Raw genomic sequence first — 25,439 nt, forward strand, 5'->3', positions numbered from 1 at the left:
CTAATCAGCTATTGTGGGCATGGCGTAAGGTGGAATTAATTTTGCAGGAGAGCTCTTTGGCACCCCGGATGCAATCCGGCACGGACACCCCGGAGTACCAGTTGGCAGCGATAAACAAGCCTTCCTCCTCCAGCGTCTGCGCCATCTCGTGGGCGTCCTCGATATGCAAATCGAACTGCGGGATAGAGTGGTGCCACAGGTGCGCGTACTGAAAGATGGGATTGCCGGCGGTGATGCCGTGGAGTTCTTTCAGCTCCTGATGCACCTGCTGCAGCAGCGTGTCCCGCTCGGTGAGGGCCAGGTGCTCTGCCTGCGCTCCTCCTACAAAGGTGGTGAACAGCACCTCGTGGGGGCGGCAGCGGCCACTGAACAGGGAGCTGTTCCAGATAGACCTGACGGAGAAGGTATCCTCCGCCACCGGGTGCATTGCCCCAAATCCATCCGGGGGTAAGCCAATGTCGCGGCTGTTGTATACCGAGTGCACCACCGCAAGCGGCGGGTAGTGGATGTTCTGCAGGGCAGCGGCCATGCCCGGGAAAGTATAGTGCAGCAGCTCGGCGGCGTTGGGGGCTGGCAGGGAGAGCACCAGCAAGTCATACTCCGCCGTGTCTGTATCGGTGGGGGAGGAGCAGCTGACGATATACTTGCCCTCATGGCGGGTAATCATGGCCACGCGGTGCTCGGTGTGCAGCGAGATAAGCTTGTCGGCAATGGCTTCGGGCAGGGTTTGCATCCCCTCTACAAAAGAGAACGGGCTAAGCTGTTCTGATAACTGCTGGTGTTGGAACAGGCCTTTCAGCACTGAGCCGTGCTCCAGCTCCATTTCCTTCAGCTGCGGGAATACTTTCTGGACGAGCAGTTTATCAGGGTTGCCTGCGTAGAGCCCCGATACAAGCGGGTTGACGGCATAATCCAGCACGCCAGCCCCAAAGCGGCGCTCAAAAAACGCTGAAACGGTTTCGTAGCGGTTGTTTTCCGGTGGGATGTACCTTTCCTGAAGTATGCGGTAGCGTGTTTTCCAGGAGAAGCAGGTGTTGGAGAGCAGGCACAAGGGGGAGTACGGCAATTGCCTGTACGCGCCGTCGCGGAGCACAAACTGCTGGTGGCTGCCAACCGTTGCCGGCAGCACCTCATCTTCCAGCTTCAGTTCCCGCAGCAGCTCACTTATCTCGGCAGAGGGGCTTATGGCGTTAGGGCCTAGTTCCAGCAGGTAATCATCGGTTCTCACGGAGCGGATATTGCCGCCCACCCGGCTGCCCGCCTCAAACAGGTCATAGGGTATGCCCAGCTTTTGCAGGTAGTAAGCCAGCGCCAATCCCGAAATCCCCGCCCCGATAACCGCTACCCTCATCTGCCATTCCTCCTGTCTGTTTATACTTCCGATACCTGTTCTTGCCGGTTGTTTGGCCCGGCTCATACTCCCTTAAACGTTTAATTGTGTAATTTAGCACTTCACTCCTAAACCAATGCCGCATGCAGCAGCAAAAGTGCGTTTTCCTGGACCGTGACGGTGTGCTGAACCGCGAACGGGGCGATTATACCTATGCCCTGGACGATTTTGAGGTGCTTCCCGGGGTGCCCGAGGCTTTGAGGCTGTTGAAGAAGAACGGCTACCTGCTGATAGTGGTTACAAACCAGGGCGGCGTGGCCAAGGGATTGTACAAAAAGGAAGACGTGCTGGCCTGCCACCAAAAGCTGCAAGGCGCCTGCGACTCCCTGATAGATGCGCATTACATGGCTCCCGGCCACCCGAATTATTCCGCCTCCCTCTCCCGCAAACCCGACAGTCTGATGCTGGAAAAAGCCATCGCCAAGTATAATATTGATGTTGAAAAGAGCTGGATGGTAGGCGATTCGCTGCGAGATTTGGAAGCAGCCGAAAAGGTAGGCGTGAAGGGAATCCTGGTGGGCAACAAGTATAAGCCCGGCGCGCACGTATGGCAGTTGGCCGACCTATGGGAAGCGGCGCAGTTTATACTTGGGAAGTCGGCTGAGGGTGATAGCTAAGTATAAGTTATACTTATTTTGATTTAGTTACCGGGATCAGCCTTGACAAAAGACACTTACAGAGACGGAAGCGGTGTGTTGATTAAATATTCTATATATTTAACGCATGCTATACTTTTGTCGATTTCTTAAGCGTTTGCCTGTTTGCCTTTTGTTATTGGGCCTTGTCTTCAGCGGGTGCAGCAAACATGGCTATGTTAATTTAGATTATCCGCTACCGCCGCAAGTATACCTGCCGGAAGGCGTAAAAACGATTGCGCTCGTGAACAGGTCGCTCACAAGGCCGGAGGAGAAGCAGGGGCAGGTGCTGGAGGCCATTGTAACAGGAGAGATCTCCGGTTCTGACCGGCTGGCCTCCGACGAGAGTCTGAAAGGCGTTTTCGATAGGATTAATGGGTACAGGGACATACAGGCTGTAATTCCCCCGCAAACCAGGCTCTACGGCACAGGCACGCGCGAGACGCCTGAACTGCTTGATTGGGAACTGGTAAGAAATATCTGTGATGCCAGCAACGCAGACGCCCTACTCGTGCTTGAGACTTTCGACTCTAACTCCGATGTGTTGCTGTCAACAGTTGCCAACCGCGTGACGGCGGCGCTGGGTAACAATGCCCCTATACATGCTGTCCCAAATCAGATCAGGGTAAATGTGCTCGCTTTCTGGCGGTTGTATGACCCAGTCTCCAAAACCATCATCGACCAGCATCAGGCAAAAAGCTTCCTGACCTTTAACGGAGTAGGGGGCAGCAATTTAACGATCCCTCCACCCGAAGCCCTCCACAACACCGCTTACGAGGCCGGACGCAACTACATCGAGCGTTTTCTGCCGGGGCATTATACTGTTAAGAGAGACCTCTACAAAAAAGGAAAAGGATCCAGCAAACAGGCATTCAAGGCGGCGTTCAGGAGCTCCGAAGTCGCCAATTGGCAAGGCGCTATGGATGGCTGGAGCGCCATACTTGCCCAGGCAAGCCGCAAAAACGCCGGGAAGGCCTGCCTCAACATTGCCGTGGCGCACGAAGTGCTGGGCAACACAGACCTAGCCCTGGAGTGGGCTAAAAAGTCGTACGAGGTGTATGGCAACAAGTTAGGGAGAGACTACACGAAAGTACTGCTACATAGGAGAAGTTTGGAGTAGAGCCAACAGAAGAGGAGGCTTGGTGACGGAAATGCATTAATCAAGTATAGCCGGCCTTACCTTGAGGCGATTCACAGATGGCAAGTATAAATTCGGTGTTCATGTTTGGCAACTGGCCGACCTATGGGAAGCGGCGCAGTTTATACTTGGGAAAGCGGCTGGGGAAGTATAAGGGAATACGGATATTTTAGCTATACTTACTAATGAATGAGGAAGGTGTGAAAAGCAAGCTCTAAACACTCCAACCAAAGGGCCAATAACCGGAATGACTCCTTATACACTATAGTTGCCAGTAATTGCTAAGTATGAAAATAATCAGGCAGATAGATGTTTTTGATAATAAAACAGAAAGGCTGGTAGATGAAATTCTATTATCTGACTTAGACTTGGAAGAAGTTAAGAAAATCATCCAACCTGAAGAAAGTGACCCTGCTTTGTATGATTGCTATGAGATTACGGGAAGCTTGAAAGAGTACTTTGAAAGCTTAGGTTTTAGCTTCAAGGAGAATAAATACTCCTACTATCTATGTTGTTACCAAGACTTTGAGTAGCACAATGAAAACAATATCAAGTATTGTTTTCTTGCTGTGTAGCTTATTGATTTTCATAGCCTACTTTGGGTTGCTGTATGAGAAAATAGTTAGACCGCAGTTTAAGAAGATGGGAACAGCAGACTTTTTCTTCTGGGGCTATTTTGTAGCTATTTTGCTTGCCCTTGATGTTCTCATTGTTCGACAGTTTATCAAAAGGTTGAGAAATAAGTAAGAATAACTTCTGGCAACAAGGTGCATAATTTAGGTTCGCCTACGCCTCACCCACATTATGCACGAGCAACGTTGGGTGTAATCTGAACAAATGACAATCTAAATAGAATCAATATGACATATATTAATACTGGAATTAAACAACCTGGTATTGTAGAACTTCTTTTCTATAAGAACAACACCGGCAATGCTTTGTCCAACTTGGCAAATGCACTTTTGATTGAGAAGTCACCTCTTAGCTCAGGTGAAAGAGAATTGATAGCTTCATATGTCTCTTATTTGAATGAATGCGAATTTTGTCATCTGTCTCATTCTGCTGCTGCAAATGCACACTTAGGAGACAATGGAAAAACTGTAAGCTGTATAATAGAGAACATTGAAACAGCTAACATTTCAGAAAAATTGAAGCAACTTTTAAAAATTGCAGGGAAAGTTCAAAAAAGCGGAAAACTTGTAACTAGCGAGGATATTGAGGTCGCTAAATTAAATGGTGCAATAGATGAAGAAATACACGACACAGTTTTGATAGCAGCAGCATTTTGTATGTTTAACAGATATGTTGATGGATTGGGAACTATACCGGCAACAAAAGAAGAATATCCTGAAATGGGTCGAAGAATGTCGAAAGGCTATAAAATGCCCCCCAACTTTTTAAAGAAATTTATACTTAAACTGATGAAAAGAAATTCGGATTCTGGTGCAATGGAACATATGAAAAATATCTCTTGAGATAAGACTACACCCAACAGCACCTACTCAAAAGTGGCGGGTCATTGGTCAAATCAACCTTTGTGCTTCTATCAAAGTTTGAGCTCGATTGACAGTGAAGTGCTTTGAAATCGCCACCTTCGGGTAGCTGCAAAACGTTACTTCTACCAACTAGATTATGAGCTTCCTAAAAGCAGAGTGGCGAAAATTAGCGATTGCAAACTATGAAGTGGATTCTTCGCTCTTAGCCCAATATCTTCCATATGGCACCGAACTAGACCTGTGGAACGGCAAGTGTTATGTGAGTCTGGTGGGCTTTATGTTTGTGAATACTCGTTTGCTGAACTGCAGAATTCCCTTCCATGTGAATTTTGAGGAAGTGAACCTGCGGTTTTATGTAAAGCGCCTGGAGCAGGGCGAGTGGAAAAGGGGAGTCGTGTTCGTTAAGGAAATTGTGCCGAAACCTGCTTTAACCTTGGTGGCCAATACTATCTACAACGAGAACTACGAGACGCTGCCCATGAGGCACCGGTGGGAGGAAGCAGAAAACGAAAGGTTGGTAGAGTATAGCTGGAGAAAGAACTCGAAGTGGCAAACCTTTAGTGTTAGGGCTAGCAGCAAAGCAACAGAGATAGAGGCCGGAAGCGAAACAGAGTTCATCACAGAGCACTACTGGGGCTACGCCAAGGTTAGCGAAACAAAGACAAATGAATACGAAGTAACGCACCCAAGATGGGCTGTTTACGATGTTCTGGACTATGAGTTAGCCGTTGATTTTGGAGAAGTATACGGCAGCCACTTTAGCTTCTTAAACGCCCAGGAGCCGGCATCCGTAATGCTGGCAGAAGGATCTGAAATTACCGTTGAGAATAAGAAATGCATCAATAAGCGCCTTGGGGGAAAAGTGATAGCTGTTTGATAAGTATAAGGTAACTAAAACAAAAAAACCGGCACAAAGGCCGGTTTTTGTATGTATGGTCTAGTTTATCGCGAGTAGGGGGAGTTAGATGCTGGCTTTGTCTGTAGCCACTTCCTCGGCAGAGGCTGTTACCACAGGCGCCTTTTCCAGTGCAGGAGTTTCTACAGTGGCGTAGTTGTAAGCCGGGCAGTACGTTTTGCAAGAGGCCATGCCCATTGCCAGGCACAAGCTACCTAATAGAATAACTTTCTTCATGATATAGTAATTAGAAGGGTTTCGGACCAAAAATAGTATAAATACTTAAAAAGTAAAAAACTGTTACGAAAAATATAGGCGAACCCTTATACTTCGTAACCCAGTATACGCATCATCGACTCGCTGGTTTGCTCCGGTGCAAATTGCCAGTGCTTCAGCTCTCCATTCTCATTCCGATCTATCAAAATATGCTGTGGAGACGGAATCAGGCAGTGTTTAATGCCACCGTAACCACTCAGCTGTTCCTGGTAGGCACCCGTGTGGAAGAAGCCAATATACAGGGGCTCACCTTTGGGTATCTTCGGCAGGAACACCTGGTAAGAGTGCATTTCTGAATTGTAATAATCCTGGCTATCGCAGGTCATGCCGCCTAGTTGTACCTTACGGTATTCCTTGTTCCAGTGATTCACGGCCAGCAGCGGCCAGCGCTGGTTCAGGGCCCATGCATCCGGCAGGTTCGTGATAAACGAGCCGTCGATCATGTACCAAAGCTCCTTGTCGTTCTGCAGCTTCTCGTCCAGTATGGAATAAATGGTAGCCCCACTCTCGCCCACCGTGAAGATGCCAAACTCGGTGAAGATGTTCGGCTCCGGCACACCTTCATCCTCACAAATCCGCTTGATGGTGCGCAGGATCTCATCGGTCATGTAGCGGTAATCGTAATCCGCCTGGATAGAGGTTTTAATAGGGAAGCCACCACCGATGTCAATCGTGTCCAGCTCCGGGCACAGCTTCTTCAGCTCGCAGTACTTACGTACAAAACGGCTAAGCTCCGACCAATAGTATGAGGTGTCCTTGATTCCGGTGTTGATGAAGTAGTGCAGCATCTTCAGCTCAAAGCGTTCGTCCGGCTTTATCTGCTGCTCATACAGGTCTATCACGTCGTTATAACGCACACCCAGCCGCGAAGTATAGAACTCAAACTTCGGCTCCTCGTCCGAGGCCAGGCGGATACCCAGCTTCGTCTTCACGTTTATGTGTTGTTTGTAATAGTCGATCTCGCCCAGGTGGTCGAGTATCGGCATGCAGTTCACAAAGCCATCGTTCACCAGTTCTGATATCCAGTGGCGGTAGCGCTCGCGCTTAAAGCCGTTGCAGACGATATACGTGTTTTTGTCTATCTTACCTTTCTTGTAGAGCGCGCGTATAATCTGCATATCGTAGCCCGAAGAGGTTTCGATATGGATGTCGTTTTTCAGGGCCTCCTCTATCACAAAAGAGAAGTGAGAGGCCTTGGTACAGTAGCAATAAGTATAAGTGCCCTTGTAATCAAGCTTCTCCATGCTCTCCCGGAACAAGGTCTTCGCCTTCTGTATCTGCGAACTTATCTTGGGTAGGTATGTCAGCTTCAGGGGTGTTCCATACTGCTTAATTATATCCATCAGAGGGATGCCGTTAAACAGTAACTCGTTATTCTCCACCTTAAATTCTTCTGTCGGGAAGTCAAAAGTTTGGTGAATAAGGTCGGTATATTTATCCATTCTGTGAGTTAGGGGAAATTAAGAAAACATGCAATATTGATTGTATTTTACCATCTTTGCAAAAAGTTTGTTATAAAACTATGAAAAAAGTAAAGCTGATAGAAGTAAGGTCTGAGTTGGGGGCTGGCACACGCGGCGCCAGCATGGGGATAGACGCCTTGCTTGTTGCCTGCTGGGACAAAGGATCAGATTACTTTAAGCGCTTCAACTCTATCAGTGTTCCAGACTTAAACTATACGTTATTCGATCAGGATGCCTTCCCGTATGCCCACCGCATCGACAGCATCCTGACCGTGCAAAAGAACATTGGCCGGGCAGTAGAACAAACTATTGCCATGGATATGTTCCCGCTCGTTTTGTCCGGCGATCATTCTAACGCACACGGCACCATTGCCGGTATAAAAGCTGCCTACCCTGACAAGACGTTGGGTGTTATCTGGATAGACGCCCACGCCGATATCCACTCGCCTTACACGTCGCCGTCGGGCAACGTGCACGGCATGCCGCTGGCCATGGCCCTGAACTTCGACAACCTGGAGCGCCAGATAAACGACCCCTCGCCGGAAGCCATCTTCTTCTGGAACTCGCTCAAAAAACTGGGCTTCGATGGGCCGAAACTGAAACCCGAGCACCTGGTATACATCGTGGTGCGCGATACCGAGGAGCCGGAGGATTACCTGATTGAAAAGTACGGCATCAAGAACTTTACCTATGCCGAGCTTGTGAGCAAGGGTGCTGCTACCGTGGCACAAGAGGCCCTGGACCGCCTGCGCGACTGCGACATCATCTACGTATCGTTCGATGTTGACAGCCTCGACTCCAAATTCTCGAAAGGCACCGGCACACCCGTGGAGGTGGGCCTGACGGTGCAGGAGGCTAAGGAACTGAACTACCACCTGCTGCAGGATCCGCGCGTGGTGTGTTACGAGATGACCGAAATCAACCCAACCCTGGACACCGAAAACACGATGGCGGAGAACGCCTTCGATATACTAGAGACAGCCACCGAGGCTATCTTGCAGAAAGAATCTAAAAGTACAGCCATACATTAATGCAACTACAAAATGCCATTAGCCAGCGCATCAGCCAGGCGCTGCATGCTCTGTTCGGAATCACTGTTGATGCTTCACAAATCGCCCTGCAACCCACCCGTAAGGAGTTCGCCGGCTCGTTCACGTTCGTTACCTTCCCCTACACCAAGCAGGTGGGCAAAGGCCCTGAGCAAATAGGCCAGGCGCTGGGAGAGTACCTGCGCGAACACGCCGCCGAGGTAAAAGACTTTAACGTGGTGAAAGGCTTCCTGAACCTGGAGGTGCAGGAGAGCGAGTGGCTGCGCCTGTTCAAGGGCATCATGGAAGACCCGACTTACGGCTATGGCGAACCAAGCGACCGCAACGTGATGGTGGAGTACTCCTCGCCAAACACCAACAAGCCGCTGCACCTGGGCCACCTGCGCAACAACTTCCTGGGCTACTCCGTGGCCGAGATCCTGAAAGCCAACGGCCATAGGGTAATGAAGGTGAACCTGGTGAACGACCGCGGCATCCACATCTGCAAGTCGATGCTGGCCTATGAGAAACTGGGCCACGACGAGACGCCGGAAACCAGCGGCCTGAAAGGCGACCACCTGGTAGGCAAATACTACGTGCTCTTCGACAGGGCGTACAAAGAGCAGATTGATGCCCTGGTAGAGCAGGGGATGGACAAAGAGGAGGCCAAGAAGAAAGCTCCCTGGATGCTGGAAGCGCAGGAAATGCTGCTCAAGTGGGAGCAGGGCGATCCGCATGTGGTGAACCTGTGGAAAACCATGAACACCTGGGTATACGCCGGCTTTGATGAGACGTACCGCACCATTGGCGTGGATTTCGACAAATACTACTACGAGTCGGAGACCTATACGTTAGGCAAGGCGCGTGTGGAGGAAGGCCTGGAGAAGGGTGTGTTCTTCAAGAAAGAGAACGGCTCTGTGTGGGTAGATCTGACCGGCGAGGGCCTGGACGAGAAATTGCTGCTGCGTGCTGACGGCACCTCGGTGTACATCACCCAGGACTTGGGCACGGCCGAGCTAAAGTATAACGACTTCCCTTACGACCAGTCGGTGTACGTGGTGGCCGATGAGCAGAATTACCACTTCCAGGTATTGAAGGCCACGCTGAAAAAGCTGGGCAAACCGTATGCAGATGGCATTTTCCACCTCTCTTACGGCATGGTCGACCTGCCATCCGGCAAGATGAAATCACGCGAAGGTACGGTGGTGGACGCCGACGAACTGGTGCAGGAGATGGTGGACACGGCTCGCCAGCAAACAGAAGAACTGGGCAAGATAGAAGGCTTTACCGAGGAGCAGGCGCAGGAGCTGTATCATACGCTGGCCATGGGCGCCCTGAAGTACTTCTTGCTAAAGGTAGACCCTAAAAAGCGCATGCTCTTCAACCCGCAGGAGTCCATCGACTTCCGGGGCAATACCGGTCCGTTCGTGCAGTATACGCACGCCCGTATCTCTGCCATACTTCGCAAGGCCGGTGAAATGGGCATCAAGTATGACCCGGCGGCCTTTGAGAACTTTGAGAACCTGCACGAGGCAGAGCAGGAGGTAATCACACAGCTGGTAAACTTCCCGGCGGTGGTCAAAGAGGCGGGTAACCTGTATGCACCTTCTATTATCGCCAACTACGCTTACGAGCTGGCCAAAGCCTACAACCGCTTCTACCAGGAAATCTCTATCTTTAACGAGACCGACGAGCAGGCCCGTAGTTTCCGTATCGCGTTATCGGCCATGGTGGCCCGCTTCGTGCGTGAAAGTATGAAGCTGCTGGGTATCCAGGTACCAGAGCGAATGTAGACCAGTGATTTAAGGGATTTTGCTGATTAGGAAGATGTATGTCTTCTGGGAATTTCCCTTAGAGGATAAGGCAGCGAAGTTCTCACTTAAAGCACCGATTTATAACAATATATTTGAAAATAGTGAGAACTAGATTCTCCCCTTGAGGGGAGTTGGAGGGGTGTTAGGGTTTTGCAGATGACTGTTGCTAATGGCTTTACACCCCTGTAGTCCTCTCCAGGGGACAGTATTCAACAGTGCATCAAAGGGGGACTTTATAATACATCTTCATCATACTTTAAAAGCCACAAAACAATCTATATGAAAAAGCTGCTCAAACTTTTGGCGCTGGTGCCTGTATTAGGAGTGATGGTGTCTTGCAACAACGGAACGGCTGCAGGCGCTGAAACAACAACTGATAAACCTATGGCAACAGCATCAACCCCGAACACCAACACCCAAACCAGCGACTTCTATACTTTCAAGATGAAGACGCTGGACGGCAAAGAGGTGGATTTCTCAAAGTATAAAGGCAAGAAAGTGCTGCTGGTGAACACGGCCTCCGAGTGCGGTTACACACCGCAGTACGAAGACCTGCAAAAGCTGCACGAAACGCATGGCAACGAAGTAGAGGTGCTGGGTTTCCCGGCCAACAATTTTGGTGGGCAGGAGCCAGGCTCGAACGAGGAGATTGCCTCTTTCTGTCAGAAAAACTATGGCGTAAGCTTCCAGATGTTCGAGAAAATCTCGGTGAAAGGAGAGGACCAGCATCCGCTGTATACCTGGCTGTCGCAAAACGCACCGGGCAAGGAGGAGCCAGGCTGGAACTTCTGCAAGTACCTGGTGGACGAGAACGGAAATGTAGTGGCTTTCTATCCATCTAAGGTGAAGCCGATGGACAAGGAGTTGCTGAGCGCTATACAGCAATAAGTATAGATTTTGCCTGGCACCGGCACCCGCTCTTGTCAGGTTTAGCAAAGTATAAATTTTGAATACATCCCAACACACCGCACACCAAAGTCCAGGTCTGGTAAAGGCCTGGATTTCGGCTTTTAGGCCACGCACCCTTCCGCTGGCTTTTTCCTGCATCGGCATGGGCGCTTTTATAGCGGCGGCCAACGGACATTTTAACGGGACCGTAGTGGCCCTGTGTGTACTGACCACGCTTTTCCTGCAAATCCTCTCCAACCTGGCCAACGATTACGGCGACTCCAAGCACGGGGCTGACAGCGAGCACCGCGAGGGGCCGATGCGGGCCGTGCAGGCAGGCCACATTCTGCCCGAGCAGATGAAGAAGGGCATGGTGGTGTTTAGCCTGCTCTCGCTGATATCGGGTTTGCTGCTGCTGTGGGTAGCTTTCGGTACGGAGGGCATGCTGCTGTTTTTGCTGTTCCTGGTGCTGGGGCTGGCCTCTATCTGGGCCGCTATTAATTATACCGCCGGCGACAAGCCTTACGGCTACGCGGGGCTGGGCGACATTTTCGTGTTCATTTTCTTCGGGTTGGTTGGCGTGCTGGGGACCTACTTTCTGCAGGCGCAGACGCTGGAGCCCTCGGTTATACTTCCGGCGCTGGTGTGCGGCTTCTTTTCAGTGGGAGTCCTCAACGTCAACAACATCCGCGACATCAACTCCGATATACTGGCTGGCAAGCGTTCCATTCCTGTGCGTATCGGTCCGAAAGCTGCGCGGGTATACCATGTGCTGGTGCTGCTGGGAGGGGTGCTGAGCGCTTTTGCCTATGTGCTGCTGAACTACCACAGCCCCTGGCAGTTCCTGTTTATACTTGCCCTGCCGCTGGTGCTGGTGAACGGGGTAAACGTATGGCGTAAGAAAACGTCCAAGGAACTGGACCCTTATCTCAAGCAAATGGCTATTACTACCTTGCTGTTTGTGCTGCTGTTTGGGCTGGGGCAGGTGTTGTAGGGGGTATTTACCTTACCTGTCTTTAGGAGAGGAAGTTTTGCAGTACCGGGTCCAACCACCCCTGGCCCCTCCTTGTCTAAGGAGGGGAGCCTGGAATTACTGTGGCTGAAGTATGAGCTTCGTAGTGGCTGCCCCTATAAAGTATAAACCCAGCCCTAAGAGCTGCGCTCGCTAGCTCAAAACTCCCGTTTTGGCCAGTCCCACAAGAGGGGAATTTATACTTGCCCTTTCGCTGTCATCTCGAGCTGCGCGAGAGATCTGGGTGGAATTCTATTTAGATCTCTGCTAGAGGTCGAGATGACAGTAATAGCAGCGGCTATCGAATGATTCCCAGCCTTTGGGTTGAGCGCCTTGTGGATTTCCGGTGCCCGTCAAGGGCATTGCGACCGAAGGGTAGCAAAGGAAATGTACACCGCGCGATGCCCGAAGGCGAGGCCTCCCGGCCTAGGAGGGCAGAAAGCTAGAAGTGAAACAGTAGTTTATGTACGTCTGGAGGATGAACAGCAGCTAGTAAGGATAGCTTGGTTCCAGTGGCAGGAAGCGGCGGCTATGAAAGTATAAAAAAGTATAGCCAAAGTATAAAGTATAGCAGCAAGTATAAGTATGGCTTTTAAAGCCACTCGGATTGCAAATCCGAGAAGATAGGTAGGCACGGGTTGCAAACCCGCGCCAGCAATGGGAGATGTATAAAGCATAAATTGGCAAGTATAAAGTATAGCCAAAGTATACCGCCTTATACTTCACTCACTCTCTTCCGGCTCCTCAGGTATACTTTAACCAGCTCATTTATCAGCAGCGGCACCAGCCCAAGTATAACCACTGTTACCCAGCCCTCCAGATCAAGCATGCGCAGACTGAAGGCCTCCTGCATGAAAGGAATACTGATGATGAGGTGCTGCAACAGTAGCCCCAGCACAATGGCGCCAATCAGGTATTTATTACTGAAAAGGCCCACCTGGAAAATAGACTTGCTCGGGTGGCGCATGGCCAGCGAGTAATTAAGCTGACAGGCCACCAATGTCAGGAAAGCCATGGTGCGGGCGTTCTCCAGGGTTTCTACCGGCACCGCCTCATCAAAGGGGGTGAAACCGTGTTCATAGTAGCCGTACCAGAAGGCGAAAATAGTGAGGGCACCAATCAGAATACCGCCGCCTATCGCGCGAATGCCCGCGCCGCCCGCGAAAAAGCTCTCATTCGGGGTGCGTGGTTTCTCTTTCATCACGTCCGGGTCGCCGGGGTCCATGCCCAGCGCTACGGCCGGGAGGCTGTCGGTAACCAGGTTAATCCAGAGCAGTTGCGTGGCAACGAGCGGCGCCTGCCAGCCGATAAGCAGCGTGATAAACATGGCCACCACCTCGCCCAGGTTACAGGTCAGCAGGAAGATGACCGCCTTACGGATGTTGCTGTAGATGTTGCGCCCCTGCTCGATGGCCGAAACGATGGTGGCAAAGTTGTCGTCGGTCAGGATCATGTCCGAAGCGCCCTTGGCAACGTCGGTGCCGGTGATGCCCATAGCAACCCCAATATCGGCGGCTTGCAGGGAGGGAGCGTCGTTTACTCCGTCGCCGGTCATAGAGACAATGTTGCCCTGCTCCCGGAGAGCGCGCACGATCCTGACCTTATGCTCCGGCGAAACCCGCGCAAACACCCGGAAGTTATTCACCCGTTGCTCAAAGGCCTCCTCGGTCAATTCGTCCACTTCCTGCCCGGTAATGGCCTGGTCTATACTTTCTGCAATTCCCAGCTCGCGGGCAATGGCGAAGGCCGTGTGCTTATGGTCGCCGGTGATCATGACAGTCGTAATGCCTGCCTGGTGCGCCATCTCCACCGACGGCTTGACCTCCGCCCGGGGCGGATCGATCATGCCCACCAGCCCCAGCAGGATCAGGTCCTGCTCCATTTCCTCGGTACTTACCACCGTGCTTACCGGTTTATAGGCCACACCCAATGTGCGCAGGGCCTGGGCCGACATGCGCTCTGTCGCCTCGGCGTATGCCTGTTTGTGTGCCGGGGTCAGCTCAACGATCTGGCCGCCTTCTATGACGTGGGTGCTGATGTTCAGTAGGTTGTCGATAGCGCCTTTTGTGTACACGGTATAGTTGCCCTCTTCCTCCACCAGCGTGGACATGCGCTTGCGGTCCGAATCGAAGGCAAACTCGTTCAGGCGCCTGTTGCCGGACAGCAGCTCGTCGCGATCCAGGCCCAGGTCATCCCCCAGCATCAGCAGGGCAATCTCTGTCGGGTCGCCGGTACCGGATTCGGTCTGCTTGTCGTAGGTAGCGTCGGAGCAAAGTATAAATGCCTTGGCCAGAAGTATAGCCTCGTCGGTGCCGGTATTGGTAGTGCCGTGTTCGATTGTGGCTTCCTCCTTAAGGGTAAAGTATTTCACCACCTTCATCTTGTTCTGCGTCAGGGTGCCGGTTTTATCGGAGCAGATGATGTTGACGGAGCCAAGGGTTTCAACGGCCGGGAGCCGCCGGATAATGGCATTGCGCTTGGACATGCCCGTAACGCCGATGGAAAGCACGATAGCCACAATAGCCGCCAAACCCTCCGGGATGGAAGCCACCGCCAGGGATACCGATATCAGGAACATCTCCGTTAGGTCGCGGCCCTGCAGCAGCGCCACTACAAAAATGAGCACACAGATGCCGATGGCCAGCTTGCCGAGCGTTTTGCCCAGGTGGTCCAGGCGTATTTCCAGCGGGGTTTTCGATTCTTCCTCACCGCCAATGATGCTGGCGATATTGCCCACTTCCGTATGCATGCCGGTGCCCACCACCAGGCCTTCGCCACGGCCATAGGTCACCAGCGTCGACATGAAAACAGAGTTGTCGCGGTCGCCTAGGGGCGTTTCGGAAGTATGTATCTGGGCCGCGTCTTTTGTAGAGGGCACCGACTCTCCGGTGAGCGCCGACTCCTCTACCTGCAGGTTTGCCGACTCCACCAGGCGCGCGTCGGCGGCAATGTAGCGCCCGGCATCCAGTATAAGTATATCGCCGGGCACGATGGTTTCGGCATCTACCTCCTTTACGGTGCCACTGCGACGCACCAGGGCTCTGGGGGCGGCCATTTTCTGCAGCGCCTCAATGGCGTTGCCGGCCTTCACCTCCTGCGCCACGCCCAGTATGGCATTCAGTATGATTACGGCAAGTATAATAATGCTGTCCACGTACTCGCCCATGACCATCGTAATCACCACGGCTACAAAGAGCACGTAAATCAGCCAGTCCTGCAACTGGGCCAGGAACATCTGCAGGATGCTTTTCTTCTTCTTACCCTTCAGTTTATTGGGGCCATACTTTTGTAAACGGGCTAGTGCCTCTTCTTCCGAGAGCCCCTGGGCGGGATTAGTGTCGAGGTCTGCAACAACCTCATCGATTGATTTGGTAAACCACATGCTGATCGCTTTATCGGTCCCATTAAATTAGGGAAGTGCCAGATGTAAAACTACAGCTGGGGAGAAAGGTTTGCGGGAGGTAGGGTAGTGACGGGTTGAGCAGCAAGCATTCTTCGGCAATGGTAGCTACGCATTGCCATTCACAAACTCGATTGCCTTTTCAAGTACCTCGTCTTTCCCGTCAATGATCCCCTGAACTGTTGGTTTGACTTCAATATCGATTTTAACACCTTTTCTTTGAATTGGAGACATATCCGGGTAAAAAATACCGGAACTTGTAAAGTAGGAGGTATAGCCACCCACAAACTCTTGTGGTATCATCAAGCCTCCTGCACCTGCAGTTTGACTGCCTACCGTCGTTACATTATAACCATTCTGGATCCAAACGGCAGTATACTCAGCCCGGCTTTGGGTATACTCATCGACAAGTAGTACCACTTTCCCTTTATACTTTGATTCAGTTTTGGGAATTTTTTCCTGATCAGATAAAATATATTTCCCAGGATACTTGAAGTCAGGCTTTATTTGTCTAACCACTACCTCGTTTTTGGCTCCCAAAAAGTTCTTGAAATGATAGCCATAAAATGCATTGGGATAGTTTCTCAAATCAATAATAATGGCTTGGGTGCCTGCTAAACTGTTGAACGCGTTGGTTAATGCTTTTCCATCTATGGTCCCCAGGTTTAGGTACCCAATGTTACCTGCCATGATCTCCCAGGTCCTTTTGTTAGGGCTATGGTTAAATTGGTCAAAAGGGTACCTGGCAAGCTTTCGGACTTTTGTTTCACCGCCTCTGGTGATTTCGACTGTAACGCTGTCAGAAGAACCGTTCAGGATTTTGTTAAAAGCGTATTTTAATTTGGTGTTATAATTTGCTCCATAAATATACTTCAGGTTTTGTTTTAGCACCTCTGCTACGTCAATCCCTTCCACTTTACTTATCACATCCCCGGTCTTTATATCACTTAGCCTCGCCAGGGAATCGTCATAAATACGCGTTATCACGACTTCATCATCGATTATTCTGAAAGCAGCTGGAATCTGTTTTACACCGAAATGTTCCTGTATTGGTTTACTTGTGAAGTAGCCATGACTGTCATCTATTTTCACTACGAGCTCCAGCATAGCCAAATGATAAGCTGATTCTGAATCTGTAGAGGAAAATTTAGGCAGCATCTGGGAGAGCACAATATCCCATTCCGTGTCTAGCTGATACTTGTGGGGATAGAAATACGCAATCGTGTTCCAGTACCTGAATAAAGACAAGAGGCGCAAAGGCCTGTTTGTCCAATCGAAGTTGTCATAAGATTTTTCATTCGTAAGAACGAGTCCTGAATTTCGCCCACTGGTAGCTACATAGAAAGGTTTTCCCTGAAACCTGCTTTGTTCGATATACTTAAGTTTCTCAGTGAGCTCTTTGGTAAATACTTCATTATTCTCGAACCAGGTCAAGTCAAAGTTTTTATCGAAATGCGCTGTTTCAGAACTAGTCTGACATTTTTTGCATGGTTTAATAGCGCCTAATGACTCTATCCATCTCAGGTAGATGCCAGATAGTTCTTCTTTGGTACCAGCCTTTTCTACAGAAGGCAAGATGGTCAGTAACTGATCATCCCAGTCAAGCTTTCCGCTAGCAACATTGGGATGATAGTATTTTAAAAAGCCCCAGACTTTGGCGGTTGCTGCTAGTTTTTCTGTTTCAAATAAGCTGTTCTGAGCAGATGCTGTATTGAAACAGATAATCAGGCTTAGAAAAAGGAGGATGGTGTGCTTCATCTTTGCTTTGGTGATGACAGGGGTATTTATAATAAGTCAAGGCTTCTGCCTGAACTTGGTAGCACAAATGTTATCTCCAATGTTTTATCAGCTCGTCCAGACCCTGAGAAATACCTTCGTAGTATTGGCCTTCTTTAAACTTAGGAACCATAAACCGGTCAATTATACTTTTGCATACTTCATCAGGAAGTGCTTTTTTAGTTCCGATTCCGGTGGAAATGCGTACGTTCTTCAGGGTTTTACTCAAAACTATAGTTAATCCATTGTTCTTCTCTTTTTTACCTACTCCCCACTCATTGGACATTTCAACTGCATACTGGTCAAAATCAGAGTAAGGCTCAGTAGAGCTAATCGTAACTACCACTATTTCATTAGTCGTTTTTTGCTGATAAAGAGTAATTAGCTTAGTCAACTTCTTCTCTTGCTCTGGGGTCAGTATATTCTCGAAGTCGTTCACATACCCGATTGGTTTAGGGAAACCAATCTCTATCAATTCAGAAGAGACAAGTCCGAGATTCTGTTTTTCAAATTCTGCTTCCTGTGCTGAGCAACTATAAGTGGCAAGACTTAGCATCAGCCCCAGCAGTATTAAAACTCTTCTGTTTTTCATAAATAGCATAGTCTACAACTAGTGAATAACTAAAGACTATTTTTTATCTGCAAAGTATTTAAGGTAACAGAACCCCTTCGCTGGCTCAATATAAAACCACTTACAAAGTATAGCCCAGCTACTCACAATCTTAGCCGGGCTATACTTTATACTTTCATAAATTAATTACCGCCTCCGCCAGAAGTGCTCTCGCCGCTTTTCAGGTCGTCGTTGCGGATGCCGCGCTTGGTGCGTTTGATGTCTTCTTTAAGCTTACCGAACCTGTAGTTAAAGCCGATGCTGGCCCGGCGGCGCACATAGCTATATTCGCTGCGCTGCTCAAAGTTCAGACCGCTCACGTCGCTGTAGCCGGTAAAGAACTTGCTGAAGGGGTTTTGCACCGAGAGGCTGATGCTGGCCTTTTCGTCTTTGAGGAAGCTTTTGCTAACCGAGAAGCCGTTCCAGAACTGCCCGGCCGACTTGCCCTGCAGCATCACGCGCGGGGCGTAGTAGCCCAGGTTCACACCAGCCCGCCAGTTCTTCTCGAACCTATAGTTTACATAACTGTAGACGTTCCCGCTGATACCGCTGTTCTCCAGGTCCACGCCGCCTATGTTTCCGCTGAGTTGGCTGTAAGACATAGAGCCATTCAAATTCATGCTGAGCTTCTTGAAGAACGTGGCGTTGCTGTTGATGGAGAGGGTGGTCGTGTTGTTCCTGCCAATGTTACCGTAGGTGGTGCTGCTCACAGAGTCTGCGGGGTTAAAGGTGGTATAGCCCTGGATGGCGTTGTTGGTAAACGTATGGGTCAGGGTGCTGTTCAGCGACTTTCCGTTTTTGAACATGCTGTGGCCCAGGCTGAAAACGTGGCTGGTGGCCGCCTTCAGCCTCGGGTTACCGAAGGAGATGGCTTTCTCGTTCTGTCTGTTCACGTATGGGTTCAGGTACCACAGGCTGGGCCGCTCGATGCGCTGGGTATAGGACAACTTCAGGGAGGCCATGTTCTTAAGCGTGCGCGTCAGCGTCGTGCTTGGAATCAGGTTCAGGTAGTCCCGGTCGGCCACTGAGCCCGATGACTTGAAGTTGGCATCCACCACGGTTTGCTCCAGGCGCGCGCCGGCCCGTATGCCCCATTTCTTGTAGCGCAGGCTGGCCGAAGTATAAGCGGCGTAAATATTCTGGCTGTAGTCAAACTCGTTCGTCAGGCTTGGCACCTCTACATAGGTGTTTGTTTCGGGATTATAGTTGCGGTAAAAGTAGTCGCTGCCATTATCACGAAGGATGGTTTTGGCGCCCACCTCTAGTGTATGCTTTTTAAACGGATGCACATAATCTATCTGAGCTGTCTGCTCTACGGACTTGCCCTCGTTCTGCGTGCGCGTGCCGGCAGGGCCCCTGTAGTTCAGGGTGGGCACAAACTCCAGGTCAGTGTCGTCAGTGTTAAAGTTGTCGCCGATTTTGTAAGAAAGGGTGAGCAGCTGTTCTTTGTTGCGCTTAAAGGTATGCTGATAGTCCAGGCCCACTTCGTAATTGCCCCAGGAGCCGTCGCCGTAGTTGTTGCGCTCGAAGGCCTGCGTGCGGTTGCCCTCCCTGCCAAAATCCTCCACGGTCTGCAGGTACACCGACTCAAAGTTGCTCTTGCTTACGCCAAACTTGGCCGTAAGCAGGTTTAGCGTGTCTATCTCGTAGCTCAACTCGCTGTTGAAGTAGTTGTACTGGCTTTTGTTATTGCCCTGGCCCTCTTGCCGCAAGGTGGTGCCCAAACTTTTTTCGCGTCGCTCAAAAGAGGAATAGGAGTCCGGGCTGGTGAACTTATTGCTGCCGCCGTAGGCCGAAATACCCAGCTTGCCTACTTTCGCCCGGATGTTGGCGGAGCCAAAGCGGCTGTCCGGGGTGGCCTGCGAGAGGTAAACGCTGCCGTTGTAGCCGTTCTGCGGCTTATCGTGCGTGATGACGTTGATGATACCGCCAATCCCCTCAGCGTCATACTTGGCGGGTGGGTCGGTGATAACCTCGATGCGTTTGATGGTGTTGGCCGGCATGCTGCGGAACACATCTTTGGGGTTGCGGGCAAAGAGGGTGGAGTTTCTGCCGTTTACCAACACCCTGAAATTGCTGCTGCCGTTGAGTTGTATGTTCTCTTCGGCGTCGAGGCTGAGCATGGGCACCTTGCGGAGCATCTCCAGGGCCGTGGTGGTCTTGCTCTCCGGGTCGAACTCCACGTTGTAGCCGATTTTGTCGATGTCCTGGGTCACGAGCAGTTTCTCGGCGGTAACCTGCACCTCCTGCAACTGCTTGGCCGAGGCGGCGATACGCAGCTTGCCCAGGTCAGCGGGTTTATCTGCTTCCAGTGCGGGTACCTGCATGGAAAAGGGCTTGTAGCCTACATAGGTAAGTATAAGTTTGTAAGGCGCCAGGGGCAGGCCGGTAACTTCAAAGCTGCCGTTGGCCTGTGTAAAGGTTGTTTTCAGAGCTTCTTCCTTGTCAGGAGGGCTCACCACGACGGTCACATAGCTGAGGGGAGCCTGGGTGGCCGAGTCTACCACCACCCCTTTAAGGGTACCGGTAGCCGGGCTCTGCGCCCAGGAAAAAGAGCAGATCAGGAGGCACAAGGCCAGCAGGAGAGTTTGTTTCATGTATCATATAGTTTAAAGTGAGCGTGCTGTAATCCACCAAGTATAAGCCGGCCTATACTTATACTTTCAGGAACACTCACATTAACCTCCTACAAACGACTAGCTGCTATGCCTGCTTCTGCCCTAAAAGTTGTGTTTGGTAATATAACGATAATCAGAGGAATATAATATATGATTCAGAAAATATTGATAAGATAAATTATATAACAACAGGTATAAGTGCAGTGGGTGTGTCTTGCTGTTGCTCAGAAGTATAAGCCAGAAATAAAAAAAGCCACCCCAGCATTTTGCTGAAGCGGCTTTCTCAAAAAGGTATACTTTATACTTATTGAATTTGGTGGCTCTGGATGATTTGAGCGCCATGGTGTAGCAAATCTGCCTTAGCTTTCTCATATCCCTCCGGGCTGATAGCGCGCACCGCGTCCTCCAGGTAGTATACTTTAAAGCCTTCCTGCAGCGCATCCTTCGCCGAGAAATACACGCAGTAGTCAGCAGCCAGGCCGGTCAGGTGGATTTCGGTGATACCTTTGCCGCGCAGGTAATCTGCCAAGCCGGTGCTCTTCAGGCGGCCGTTATCATAGAAGCCACTGTAACTGTCGATGGCAGGGTCGGTGCCTTTGCGGAAAATGGCTTCGATGCGGTGATGCTCCAGTTCTGTCGAGAACTCGGCGCCTGCCGTGCCCTGCACGCAATGGTCCGGCCACAGCACCTGTTCCAGCCCATTCAGCTCTATCACGTCAAAAAGGTTCTGCCCGCTGTGCTGCGAGGCAAAGCTCTTGTGGTCGGCCGGATGCCAGTCCTGGGTAGCCACTACCAAATCATAGTTTTCCTGGATGCTGTTTACCAGGGGTATAATGGAATCTCCTTCCGGCACGGCCAAGGCGCCGCCCGGAAGAAAATCATTCTGTATATCAATTAAAAGTAAAGCGCGCATACCTAGCTTATACTTGTGTGTTGGCAGGGGCGCTGCTGGCCGTGCTGCCACCCTTGTTCTTATTGCGGTTACGGTTCCTGTTTCGGTTCCTCTTCTTGCCCTGGTTTTCGCCGCCCGGCTGTCCGGCTAATTTCACCGGTCTGTCGCTGCCCTCCGCTTTCGGTTGGGCGCCTTCCGGGCGCGGTGCTCCTGGCTTCGAACCTCTGTGGTGCTTGCTGCGGTGAGTATTAGCCTTGCTTCCTGAGCCGGGCTTGTTGCCGCCGCGGTGCCGTGAGCTTCCGCCGTCTCTGCGTGTAGGGTCGTAGGCAGGGCCGGGACCGAAATCGTCCGGAAGGGGCAGTTTTGGCAGCTCGCGCTCGATAAGGCGCTCCACCTTCTGCACCCGGAACATGTCCTTCTCATTCACAAACGTGATGGCCATGCCCGTGGAGGCGGCACGGGCGGTGCGGCCCACGCGGTGCACGTAGTCCTCGGCGTCCTGCGGCATGTCAAAGTTCACCACGTGGCTCAGGCTGTCGATGTCGATGCCTCTGGAGAGGATGTCGGTGGCCACCACGATCTGGTATTGCTTGTTCTTGAAGCCCTGTAGTGCCTTCTCGCGCTCCTCCTGGGTCATGTCCGAGGAGATGCCCTCGGCCGTGAAGTTCATCTTCTTCAGCGAGCGCACAATGGGGTTCACGTTCGACTTGCGGGACGTGAAGATGATCATGCTGTGCACGTCCAGCTCGCGCAGCAGGTGCTCCAGCAGTGGCAGTTTCTGGTTGTCGTAAGTCAGGTAGAGACGCTGGTCGATGCCTTCGGCCGGCTTGGAGATGGCCAGGTTCACCTCAGCGGGCTGCTGCAGAATCTGCTGGGCCAGCTCCCGGATTTTGCGCGGCATGGTGGCCGAGAAAAGGAGCGTCTGGCGCTGCTTGGGCAACTGGCTGATTATTTTGATCAGGTCGTCCATAAAGCCCATGTCCAGCATCTTGTCGGCCTCGTCCAGCACCAGGTGGTTGAGTTGGTCCAGCTTTACGTAGCCCATGGCCATGTGCGAGAGCAGTCGGCCGGGCGTGGCAATGATGATGTCGGCGCCGGTGGTCAGGGCGCGTTTCTGCTGCTCCCAGTCATCGCCTTTGTTGCCGCCGTAAATGGCAATGGAGCTCACGGAGGCAAAGTAGCCAAAGCCTTCTACCTGCTCATCAATCTGCTTGGCCAGCTCGCGGGTAGGCACCAGTATAAGGGTGCTGGTGTGCTCATAGCTTTGGTGGGAGATACGGTCGATGAGGGGCAGTAGGTATGCTGCGGTTTTGCCCGTGCCGGTCTGGGCGCAGGCAATCAGGTCTTTTTGCTCAAGGATCAGCGGGATAGCCTGCTGCTGTACGGGGGTGGGGTTGTTGTACCCCATAGAGTCGATGCCCGTCAGCACATCCTCGTGTAGGTTAAAAGAATGGAAGTCCAATGTGTTTAATATTTGGTTTAGTACATGGCGGCCATCTTTTTCCATCAGCCGCTTTTTCTCAGTAAAGATAGTATAAATCTCCCGACTAAAAATATATGCATTTTATCGAATATTTTTTTGGATAATGTTGTGAGATAAAAAGACTTGTATTATGTTTGTATAAAATTGCATGAAGGGTGTGGAGTGATTATAGGTATAAGTTGCAATAGTGCAATTTAGCTGGTGGAGAAATTGTGCCGAAAAATGGTGCAAGAGCTAATAATAGCAAATTTATATATTTTAATATTATGTTTTGTATAGATATAATTATAAAATATTGAAACATTGCCTCCGGGAAGGCGTAAACAACATCTAAGCAACCAAAAAACATAACATCACAAAAAATATATATTAACTCCAAAAGTCATGAAAAAAGCTATACAAGAGTCGCCAAATTTGTTTCTGCTGGTAGGCCTTAATATTATAAATGCGATCTTCATGCTGCTGGTTTAACAGTGGCATCTGGGAATGATATAAAACTTTAGATGAAGGAGCGGCCCCCAAACAGGGCCGCTCTTTTTTATGCCCTCCGGTTTAAATTTGCTTAATTTGTTCATGGACGGGGATTTTCAGCCCCGCATCAGCAGTCATTTAAAGTATTGAAAGAAGTATAGCATTATGGCAGGACATAACAAGTGGTCGCAGATAAAGCGAAAGAAAGGGGCCCTGGACGCTAAACGCTCAAAGATTTTTACCAAGCTCATCAAGGAAATTACGGTAGCCGTGAAAGTGGGTGGCTCCGACCCGGATGGCAACCCGCGCCTGCGCCTGGCTATTCAATTAAGCAGGGCCGCCAACATGCCCAAGGATAACATAGAACGTGCCATCAAAAAAGGGGAGGGCAGCGACGCCGGCGATTACCATGAGGTGACTTATGAGGGCTACGGACCCAGCGGCGTGGCCGTTTTCGTGGAGTGCCTTACCGATAACATCAACCGTACAGTGCAAAACCTGCGCACCATGTTCAACAAGAGCGGCGGCAGCCTAGGCACCAGCGGCTCCGTGGAGTACCTGTTCGACCGCAAGGGCGTGTTTGTGGCCAAGCTAGACCCCGAGCAACCCGTAAATGAAGACGAGCTGCTGCTGGACCTGGCCGACGGCGGGGCCGAGGAGGTGGAGTTCGAGGAAGGTTACGTGACCATCTACAGCGCCATGGAAGATTTCGGGGCCATGCAGAAGAAGGCGGAGGAACTGCAGCTGGACCTGGAGAGCGCCGAGCTGCAGCGCCTGCCCCAGACCACTGTGAAAATAGAGGACCCGGAAGTGGTACGCAAAGTGCTCAAGCTCATAGACGCCCTCGAAGACGACGACGATGTGCAGAAAGTATACCATAACCTGGAGTTGAGCGAGGAAGTACTGGCAGAACTGGAGTAGCCCCAAGAAAGTATAAACATAGCCGCAGCCATTGGTCTGCGGCTTTTTGTTTGAGGATTTCGCAACACATGACACAACCGATATTCAAAGACATGCTGGTGCTGGAGCTGGCAAGCGTGCTGGCCGGGCCAAGCGTAGGGCAGTTTTTTGCCGAGCTGGGCGCGCGGGTGCTGAAGGTGGAGAATGCCGCCACCCACGGTGACGTTACCCGCAGCTGGAAACTGAAGGCCGAACCCTCCGACACCGATACGCCTGCCTACTTCTGTGCCGCCAACTGGGGCAAAACCTCCCTGGCCCTGAATCTGACCGAGCCGGAGCAGCTGCAGCAGCTGTATACGTTGGTAGCACAGGCCGATGTGGTGATTGCCAGCTATAAGCCCGGCGACGCCGAGCGGTTGAAGGTAAGCTACGAGGTGTTCCAACGCATAAACCCGCGCCTGATCTACGGCCACATCACCGGCTACGGCCCTGATGATGCCCGTGCGGGCTACGATGCGGTGGTGCAGGCGGAGAGTGGCTTTATGTACCTCAACGGCGAACCTGACGGAGAACCGCTGAAAATGCCCGTGGCCCTGATGGATGTTCTGACGGCGCACCAACTGAAGGAAGGGCTGCTCGTGGCCTTGCTGCAGCGCGAGCGCACGGGGCAGGGGCAACTGGTGCAGGTGTCGCTGCTGCAGGCGGCCGTGTCGGCATTGGCAAACCAGGCCACAAACTACCTGGTGGCGGGGCAGGAGCCGCAGCGGATGGGCTCGGAACACCCCAACATTGTGCCCTATGGCTCGGTTTACACGTGCCGGTGCGGCAATAAACTTGTGCTGGCCATCGGCGACGACAGGCAGTTCCGGAAGCTGTGCGCTATACTTGGCGCTGAAAGTATAGCCACCGATCCAAAGTATAAAACCAACTACGAGCGGGTGCAACACCGGCAGGAGCTAAACCAACTGCTGCGCCAACTGATTGCCCAGCAGGACCGCGAACCTTTACTGAAGCAGCTCCACGCGCAGCACGTGCCGGCGGGGGCGGTGCATACCATACCCGAGGTATTTGTGCAGCCACAGGCCAGGCAGCTACTGCTGCAGCAACCCGGCAGCAAACCCGGCTTACGGCAGGTGGCTTTTAGGCTGCAGGGGCAACAGGAGCTGGATCTGAACCCGCCGCCAACGTATGATAACTACCCTGGTTAAAGTATAAAGTGGCCGGTAGGAGGTTTTTAATCAGCATTTTATACCT

20 protein-coding genes are annotated in these 25,439 nt (G+C 51.4%); 11 read left to right on the forward strand and 9 right to left on the reverse strand.

What is annotated here, in order from left to right; all coding sequences use genetic code 11:
- Positions 1 to 4 precede the first annotated feature (4 nt).
- A complete protein-coding gene (gene hemG / locus C8N40_RS03775; RefSeq protein ID WP_245904982.1) occupies positions 5 to 1,417 on the reverse strand; it encodes a protoporphyrinogen oxidase in 1,413 nt (470 codons plus the stop codon).
- Between the two features lie 56 nt (positions 1,418 to 1,473).
- On the opposite strand from hemG, the gene C8N40_RS03780 reads away from it, so the two are divergent.
- From C8N40_RS03780 to C8N40_RS03805, 5 genes are all read left to right on the forward strand, one after another.
- Positions 1,474 to 2,007 carry a D-glycero-alpha-D-manno-heptose-1,7-bisphosphate 7-phosphatase gene (locus tag C8N40_RS03780; RefSeq protein WP_108210472.1) on the forward strand — a complete coding sequence of 178 codons (534 nt, stop codon included), beginning with the start codon at positions 1,474 to 1,476 and terminating at the stop codon, positions 2,005 to 2,007.
- A gap of 106 nt (positions 2,008 to 2,113) precedes the next feature.
- Positions 2,114 to 3,145, forward strand: coding sequence for a DUF6340 family protein (locus tag C8N40_RS03785; RefSeq protein WP_281259491.1), 1,032 nt, complete (start codon positions 2,114 to 2,116; stop codon positions 3,143 to 3,145).
- 305 nt (positions 3,146 to 3,450) lie between these two features.
- Positions 3,451 to 3,696 carry a DUF7683 domain-containing protein gene (locus C8N40_RS03790; RefSeq protein ID WP_108210474.1) on the forward strand — a complete coding sequence of 82 codons (246 nt, stop codon included), beginning with the start codon at positions 3,451 to 3,453 and terminating at the stop codon, positions 3,694 to 3,696.
- 327 nt (positions 3,697 to 4,023) lie between these two features.
- Positions 4,024 to 4,638 carry a carboxymuconolactone decarboxylase family protein gene (locus tag C8N40_RS03800; protein WP_108210476.1) on the forward strand — a complete coding sequence of 205 codons (615 nt, stop codon included), beginning with the start codon at positions 4,024 to 4,026 and terminating at the stop codon, positions 4,636 to 4,638.
- Positions 4,639 to 4,795: 157 nt separating this feature from the next.
- On the forward strand, positions 4,796 to 5,536 hold the full coding sequence (locus tag C8N40_RS03805) for a YqjF family protein (RefSeq protein WP_108210477.1): 741 nt from the start codon (positions 4,796 to 4,798) through the stop codon (positions 5,534 to 5,536).
- Positions 5,537 to 5,620: 84 nt separating this feature from the next.
- Here C8N40_RS03805 and C8N40_RS22580 read toward each other — a convergent pair whose 3' ends face one another.
- Positions 5,621 to 5,791, reverse strand: coding sequence for a hypothetical protein (locus C8N40_RS22580; protein WP_170114013.1), 171 nt, complete (start codon positions 5,789 to 5,791; stop codon positions 5,621 to 5,623).
- Positions 5,792 to 5,877: 86 nt separating this feature from the next.
- Complete coding sequence (locus C8N40_RS03810; protein WP_108210478.1) at positions 5,878 to 7,272, reverse strand: type III PLP-dependent enzyme domain-containing protein; 1,395 nt, start codon at positions 7,270 to 7,272, stop codon at positions 5,878 to 5,880.
- A gap of 80 nt (positions 7,273 to 7,352) precedes the next feature.
- On the opposite strand from C8N40_RS03810, the gene rocF reads away from it, so the two are divergent.
- The 4 genes from rocF to C8N40_RS03830 all read left to right on the forward strand — a co-directional run bounded on the left by rocF (position 7,353) and on the right by C8N40_RS03830 (position 12,017).
- Entirely contained in the window at positions 7,353 to 8,324 is a 972-nt protein-coding gene (gene rocF, locus C8N40_RS03815) for an arginase (protein ID WP_108210479.1), read from the forward strand.
- On the forward strand, positions 8,324 to 10,114 hold the full coding sequence (gene argS / locus C8N40_RS03820; RefSeq protein ID WP_108210480.1) for an arginine--tRNA ligase: 1,791 nt from the start codon (positions 8,324 to 8,326) through the stop codon (positions 10,112 to 10,114). The genes rocF and argS overlap by 1 nt, the downstream gene beginning before the upstream one ends.
- Positions 10,115 to 10,519: 405 nt before the next feature.
- Positions 10,520 to 11,023 carry a glutathione peroxidase gene (locus C8N40_RS03825; protein WP_245904983.1) on the forward strand — a complete coding sequence of 168 codons (504 nt, stop codon included), beginning with the start codon at positions 10,520 to 10,522 and terminating at the stop codon, positions 11,021 to 11,023.
- Between the two features lie 58 nt (positions 11,024 to 11,081).
- Positions 11,082 to 12,017, forward strand: a complete 936-nt coding sequence (locus tag C8N40_RS03830) for a 1,4-dihydroxy-2-naphthoate polyprenyltransferase (RefSeq protein WP_108210482.1) — start codon at positions 11,082 to 11,084, stop codon at positions 12,015 to 12,017.
- A 733-nt stretch (positions 12,018 to 12,750) separates the two neighbouring features.
- Here the strand turns inward: C8N40_RS03830 and C8N40_RS03835 are convergent.
- The 6 genes from C8N40_RS03835 to C8N40_RS03860 all read right to left on the reverse strand — a co-directional run bounded on the left by C8N40_RS03835 (position 12,751) and on the right by C8N40_RS03860 (position 22,739).
- Complete coding sequence (locus tag C8N40_RS03835; protein WP_108210483.1) at positions 12,751 to 15,417, reverse strand: cation-translocating P-type ATPase; 2,667 nt, start codon at positions 15,415 to 15,417, stop codon at positions 12,751 to 12,753.
- A gap of 126 nt (positions 15,418 to 15,543) precedes the next feature.
- The gene (locus tag C8N40_RS03840) at positions 15,544 to 17,193 is read right to left on the reverse strand and encodes a S41 family peptidase (RefSeq protein ID WP_108210484.1); all 1,650 of its coding nucleotides are present in this window, start codon (positions 17,191 to 17,193) and stop codon (positions 15,544 to 15,546) included.
- Between the two features lie 70 nt (positions 17,194 to 17,263).
- Entirely contained in the window at positions 17,264 to 17,803 is a 540-nt protein-coding gene (locus tag C8N40_RS03845) for a TPM domain-containing protein (protein ID WP_170114014.1), read from the reverse strand.
- Between the two features lie 161 nt (positions 17,804 to 17,964).
- The gene (locus tag C8N40_RS03850; protein WP_108210486.1) at positions 17,965 to 20,418 is read right to left on the reverse strand and encodes a TonB-dependent receptor; all 2,454 of its coding nucleotides are present in this window, start codon (positions 20,416 to 20,418) and stop codon (positions 17,965 to 17,967) included.
- 325 nt (positions 20,419 to 20,743) lie between these two features.
- Positions 20,744 to 21,352 (reverse strand): bifunctional nicotinamidase/pyrazinamidase, encoded by a 609-nt coding sequence (gene pncA, locus C8N40_RS03855; RefSeq protein WP_108210487.1) that lies wholly within the window; start codon positions 21,350 to 21,352, stop codon positions 20,744 to 20,746.
- A gap of 7 nt (positions 21,353 to 21,359) precedes the next feature.
- On the reverse strand, positions 21,360 to 22,739 hold the full coding sequence (locus C8N40_RS03860; RefSeq protein ID WP_108210948.1) for a DEAD/DEAH box helicase: 1,380 nt from the start codon (positions 22,737 to 22,739) through the stop codon (positions 21,360 to 21,362).
- A 711-nt stretch (positions 22,740 to 23,450) separates the two neighbouring features.
- On the opposite strand from C8N40_RS03860, the gene C8N40_RS03865 reads away from it, so the two are divergent.
- Together C8N40_RS03865 and C8N40_RS03870 are read left to right on the forward strand one after the other, a co-directional pair.
- The gene (locus tag C8N40_RS03865) at positions 23,451 to 24,206 is read left to right on the forward strand and encodes a YebC/PmpR family DNA-binding transcriptional regulator (protein ID WP_108210488.1); all 756 of its coding nucleotides are present in this window, start codon (positions 23,451 to 23,453) and stop codon (positions 24,204 to 24,206) included.
- 68 nt (positions 24,207 to 24,274) lie between these two features.
- Positions 24,275 to 25,393: a CaiB/BaiF CoA transferase family protein gene (locus C8N40_RS03870; RefSeq protein WP_108210489.1), complete on the forward strand. Its 1,119-nt coding sequence runs from the start codon at positions 24,275 to 24,277 to the stop codon at positions 25,391 to 25,393.
- The last annotated feature ends 46 nt before the right edge of the window (positions 25,394 to 25,439 follow it).

This window comes from Pontibacter mucosus (assembly GCF_003054055.1).
GTDB lineage: Bacteria > Bacteroidota > Bacteroidia > Cytophagales > Hymenobacteraceae > Pontibacter > Pontibacter mucosus.

What these genes read in the sequence shown, in the direction of transcription:
- C8N40_RS03860 (WP_108210948.1), bottom strand. Translation starts at nt 22,739, where the DNA reads ATGGGGTACAACAACCCCACCCCCGTACAGCAGCAGGCTATCCCGCTG.
- C8N40_RS03845 (WP_170114014.1), bottom strand. Translation starts at nt 17,803, where the DNA reads ATGAAAAACAGAAGAGTTTTAATACTGCTGGGGCTGATGCTAAGTCTT.
- rocF (WP_108210479.1), top strand. Translation starts at nt 7,353, where the DNA reads ATGAAAAAAGTAAAGCTGATAGAAGTAAGGTCTGAGTTGGGGGCTGGC.
- hemG (WP_245904982.1), bottom strand. Translation starts at nt 1,417, where the DNA reads ATGAGCCGGGCCAAACAACCGGCAAGAACAGGTATCGGAAGTATAAAC.
- C8N40_RS03835 (WP_108210483.1), bottom strand. Translation starts at nt 15,417, where the DNA reads ATGTGGTTTACCAAATCAATCGATGAGGTTGTTGCAGACCTCGACACT.
- C8N40_RS03785 (WP_281259491.1), top strand. Translation starts at nt 2,114, where the DNA reads ATGCTATACTTTTGTCGATTTCTTAAGCGTTTGCCTGTTTGCCTTTTG.
- C8N40_RS03800 (WP_108210476.1), top strand. Translation starts at nt 4,024, where the DNA reads ATGACATATATTAATACTGGAATTAAACAACCTGGTATTGTAGAACTT.
- C8N40_RS03840 (WP_108210484.1), bottom strand. Translation starts at nt 17,193, where the DNA reads ATGAAGCACACCATCCTCCTTTTTCTAAGCCTGATTATCTGTTTCAAT.
- C8N40_RS03825 (WP_245904983.1), top strand. Translation starts at nt 10,520, where the DNA reads ATGGCAACAGCATCAACCCCGAACACCAACACCCAAACCAGCGACTTC.
- pncA (WP_108210487.1), bottom strand. Translation starts at nt 21,352, where the DNA reads ATGCGCGCTTTACTTTTAATTGATATACAGAATGATTTTCTTCCGGGC.
- argS (WP_108210480.1), top strand. Translation starts at nt 8,324, where the DNA reads ATGCAACTACAAAATGCCATTAGCCAGCGCATCAGCCAGGCGCTGCAT.
- C8N40_RS03790 (WP_108210474.1), top strand. Translation starts at nt 3,451, where the DNA reads ATGAAAATAATCAGGCAGATAGATGTTTTTGATAATAAAACAGAAAGG.
- C8N40_RS03865 (WP_108210488.1), top strand. Translation starts at nt 23,451, where the DNA reads ATGGCAGGACATAACAAGTGGTCGCAGATAAAGCGAAAGAAAGGGGCC.
- C8N40_RS03780 (WP_108210472.1), top strand. Translation starts at nt 1,474, where the DNA reads ATGCAGCAGCAAAAGTGCGTTTTCCTGGACCGTGACGGTGTGCTGAAC.
- C8N40_RS22580 (WP_170114013.1), bottom strand. Translation starts at nt 5,791, where the DNA reads ATGAAGAAAGTTATTCTATTAGGTAGCTTGTGCCTGGCAATGGGCATG.
- C8N40_RS03870 (WP_108210489.1), top strand. Translation starts at nt 24,275, where the DNA reads ATGACACAACCGATATTCAAAGACATGCTGGTGCTGGAGCTGGCAAGC.
- C8N40_RS03850 (WP_108210486.1), bottom strand. Translation starts at nt 20,418, where the DNA reads ATGAAACAAACTCTCCTGCTGGCCTTGTGCCTCCTGATCTGCTCTTTT.
- C8N40_RS03805 (WP_108210477.1), top strand. Translation starts at nt 4,796, where the DNA reads ATGAGCTTCCTAAAAGCAGAGTGGCGAAAATTAGCGATTGCAAACTAT.
- C8N40_RS03810 (WP_108210478.1), bottom strand. Translation starts at nt 7,272, where the DNA reads ATGGATAAATATACCGACCTTATTCACCAAACTTTTGACTTCCCGACA.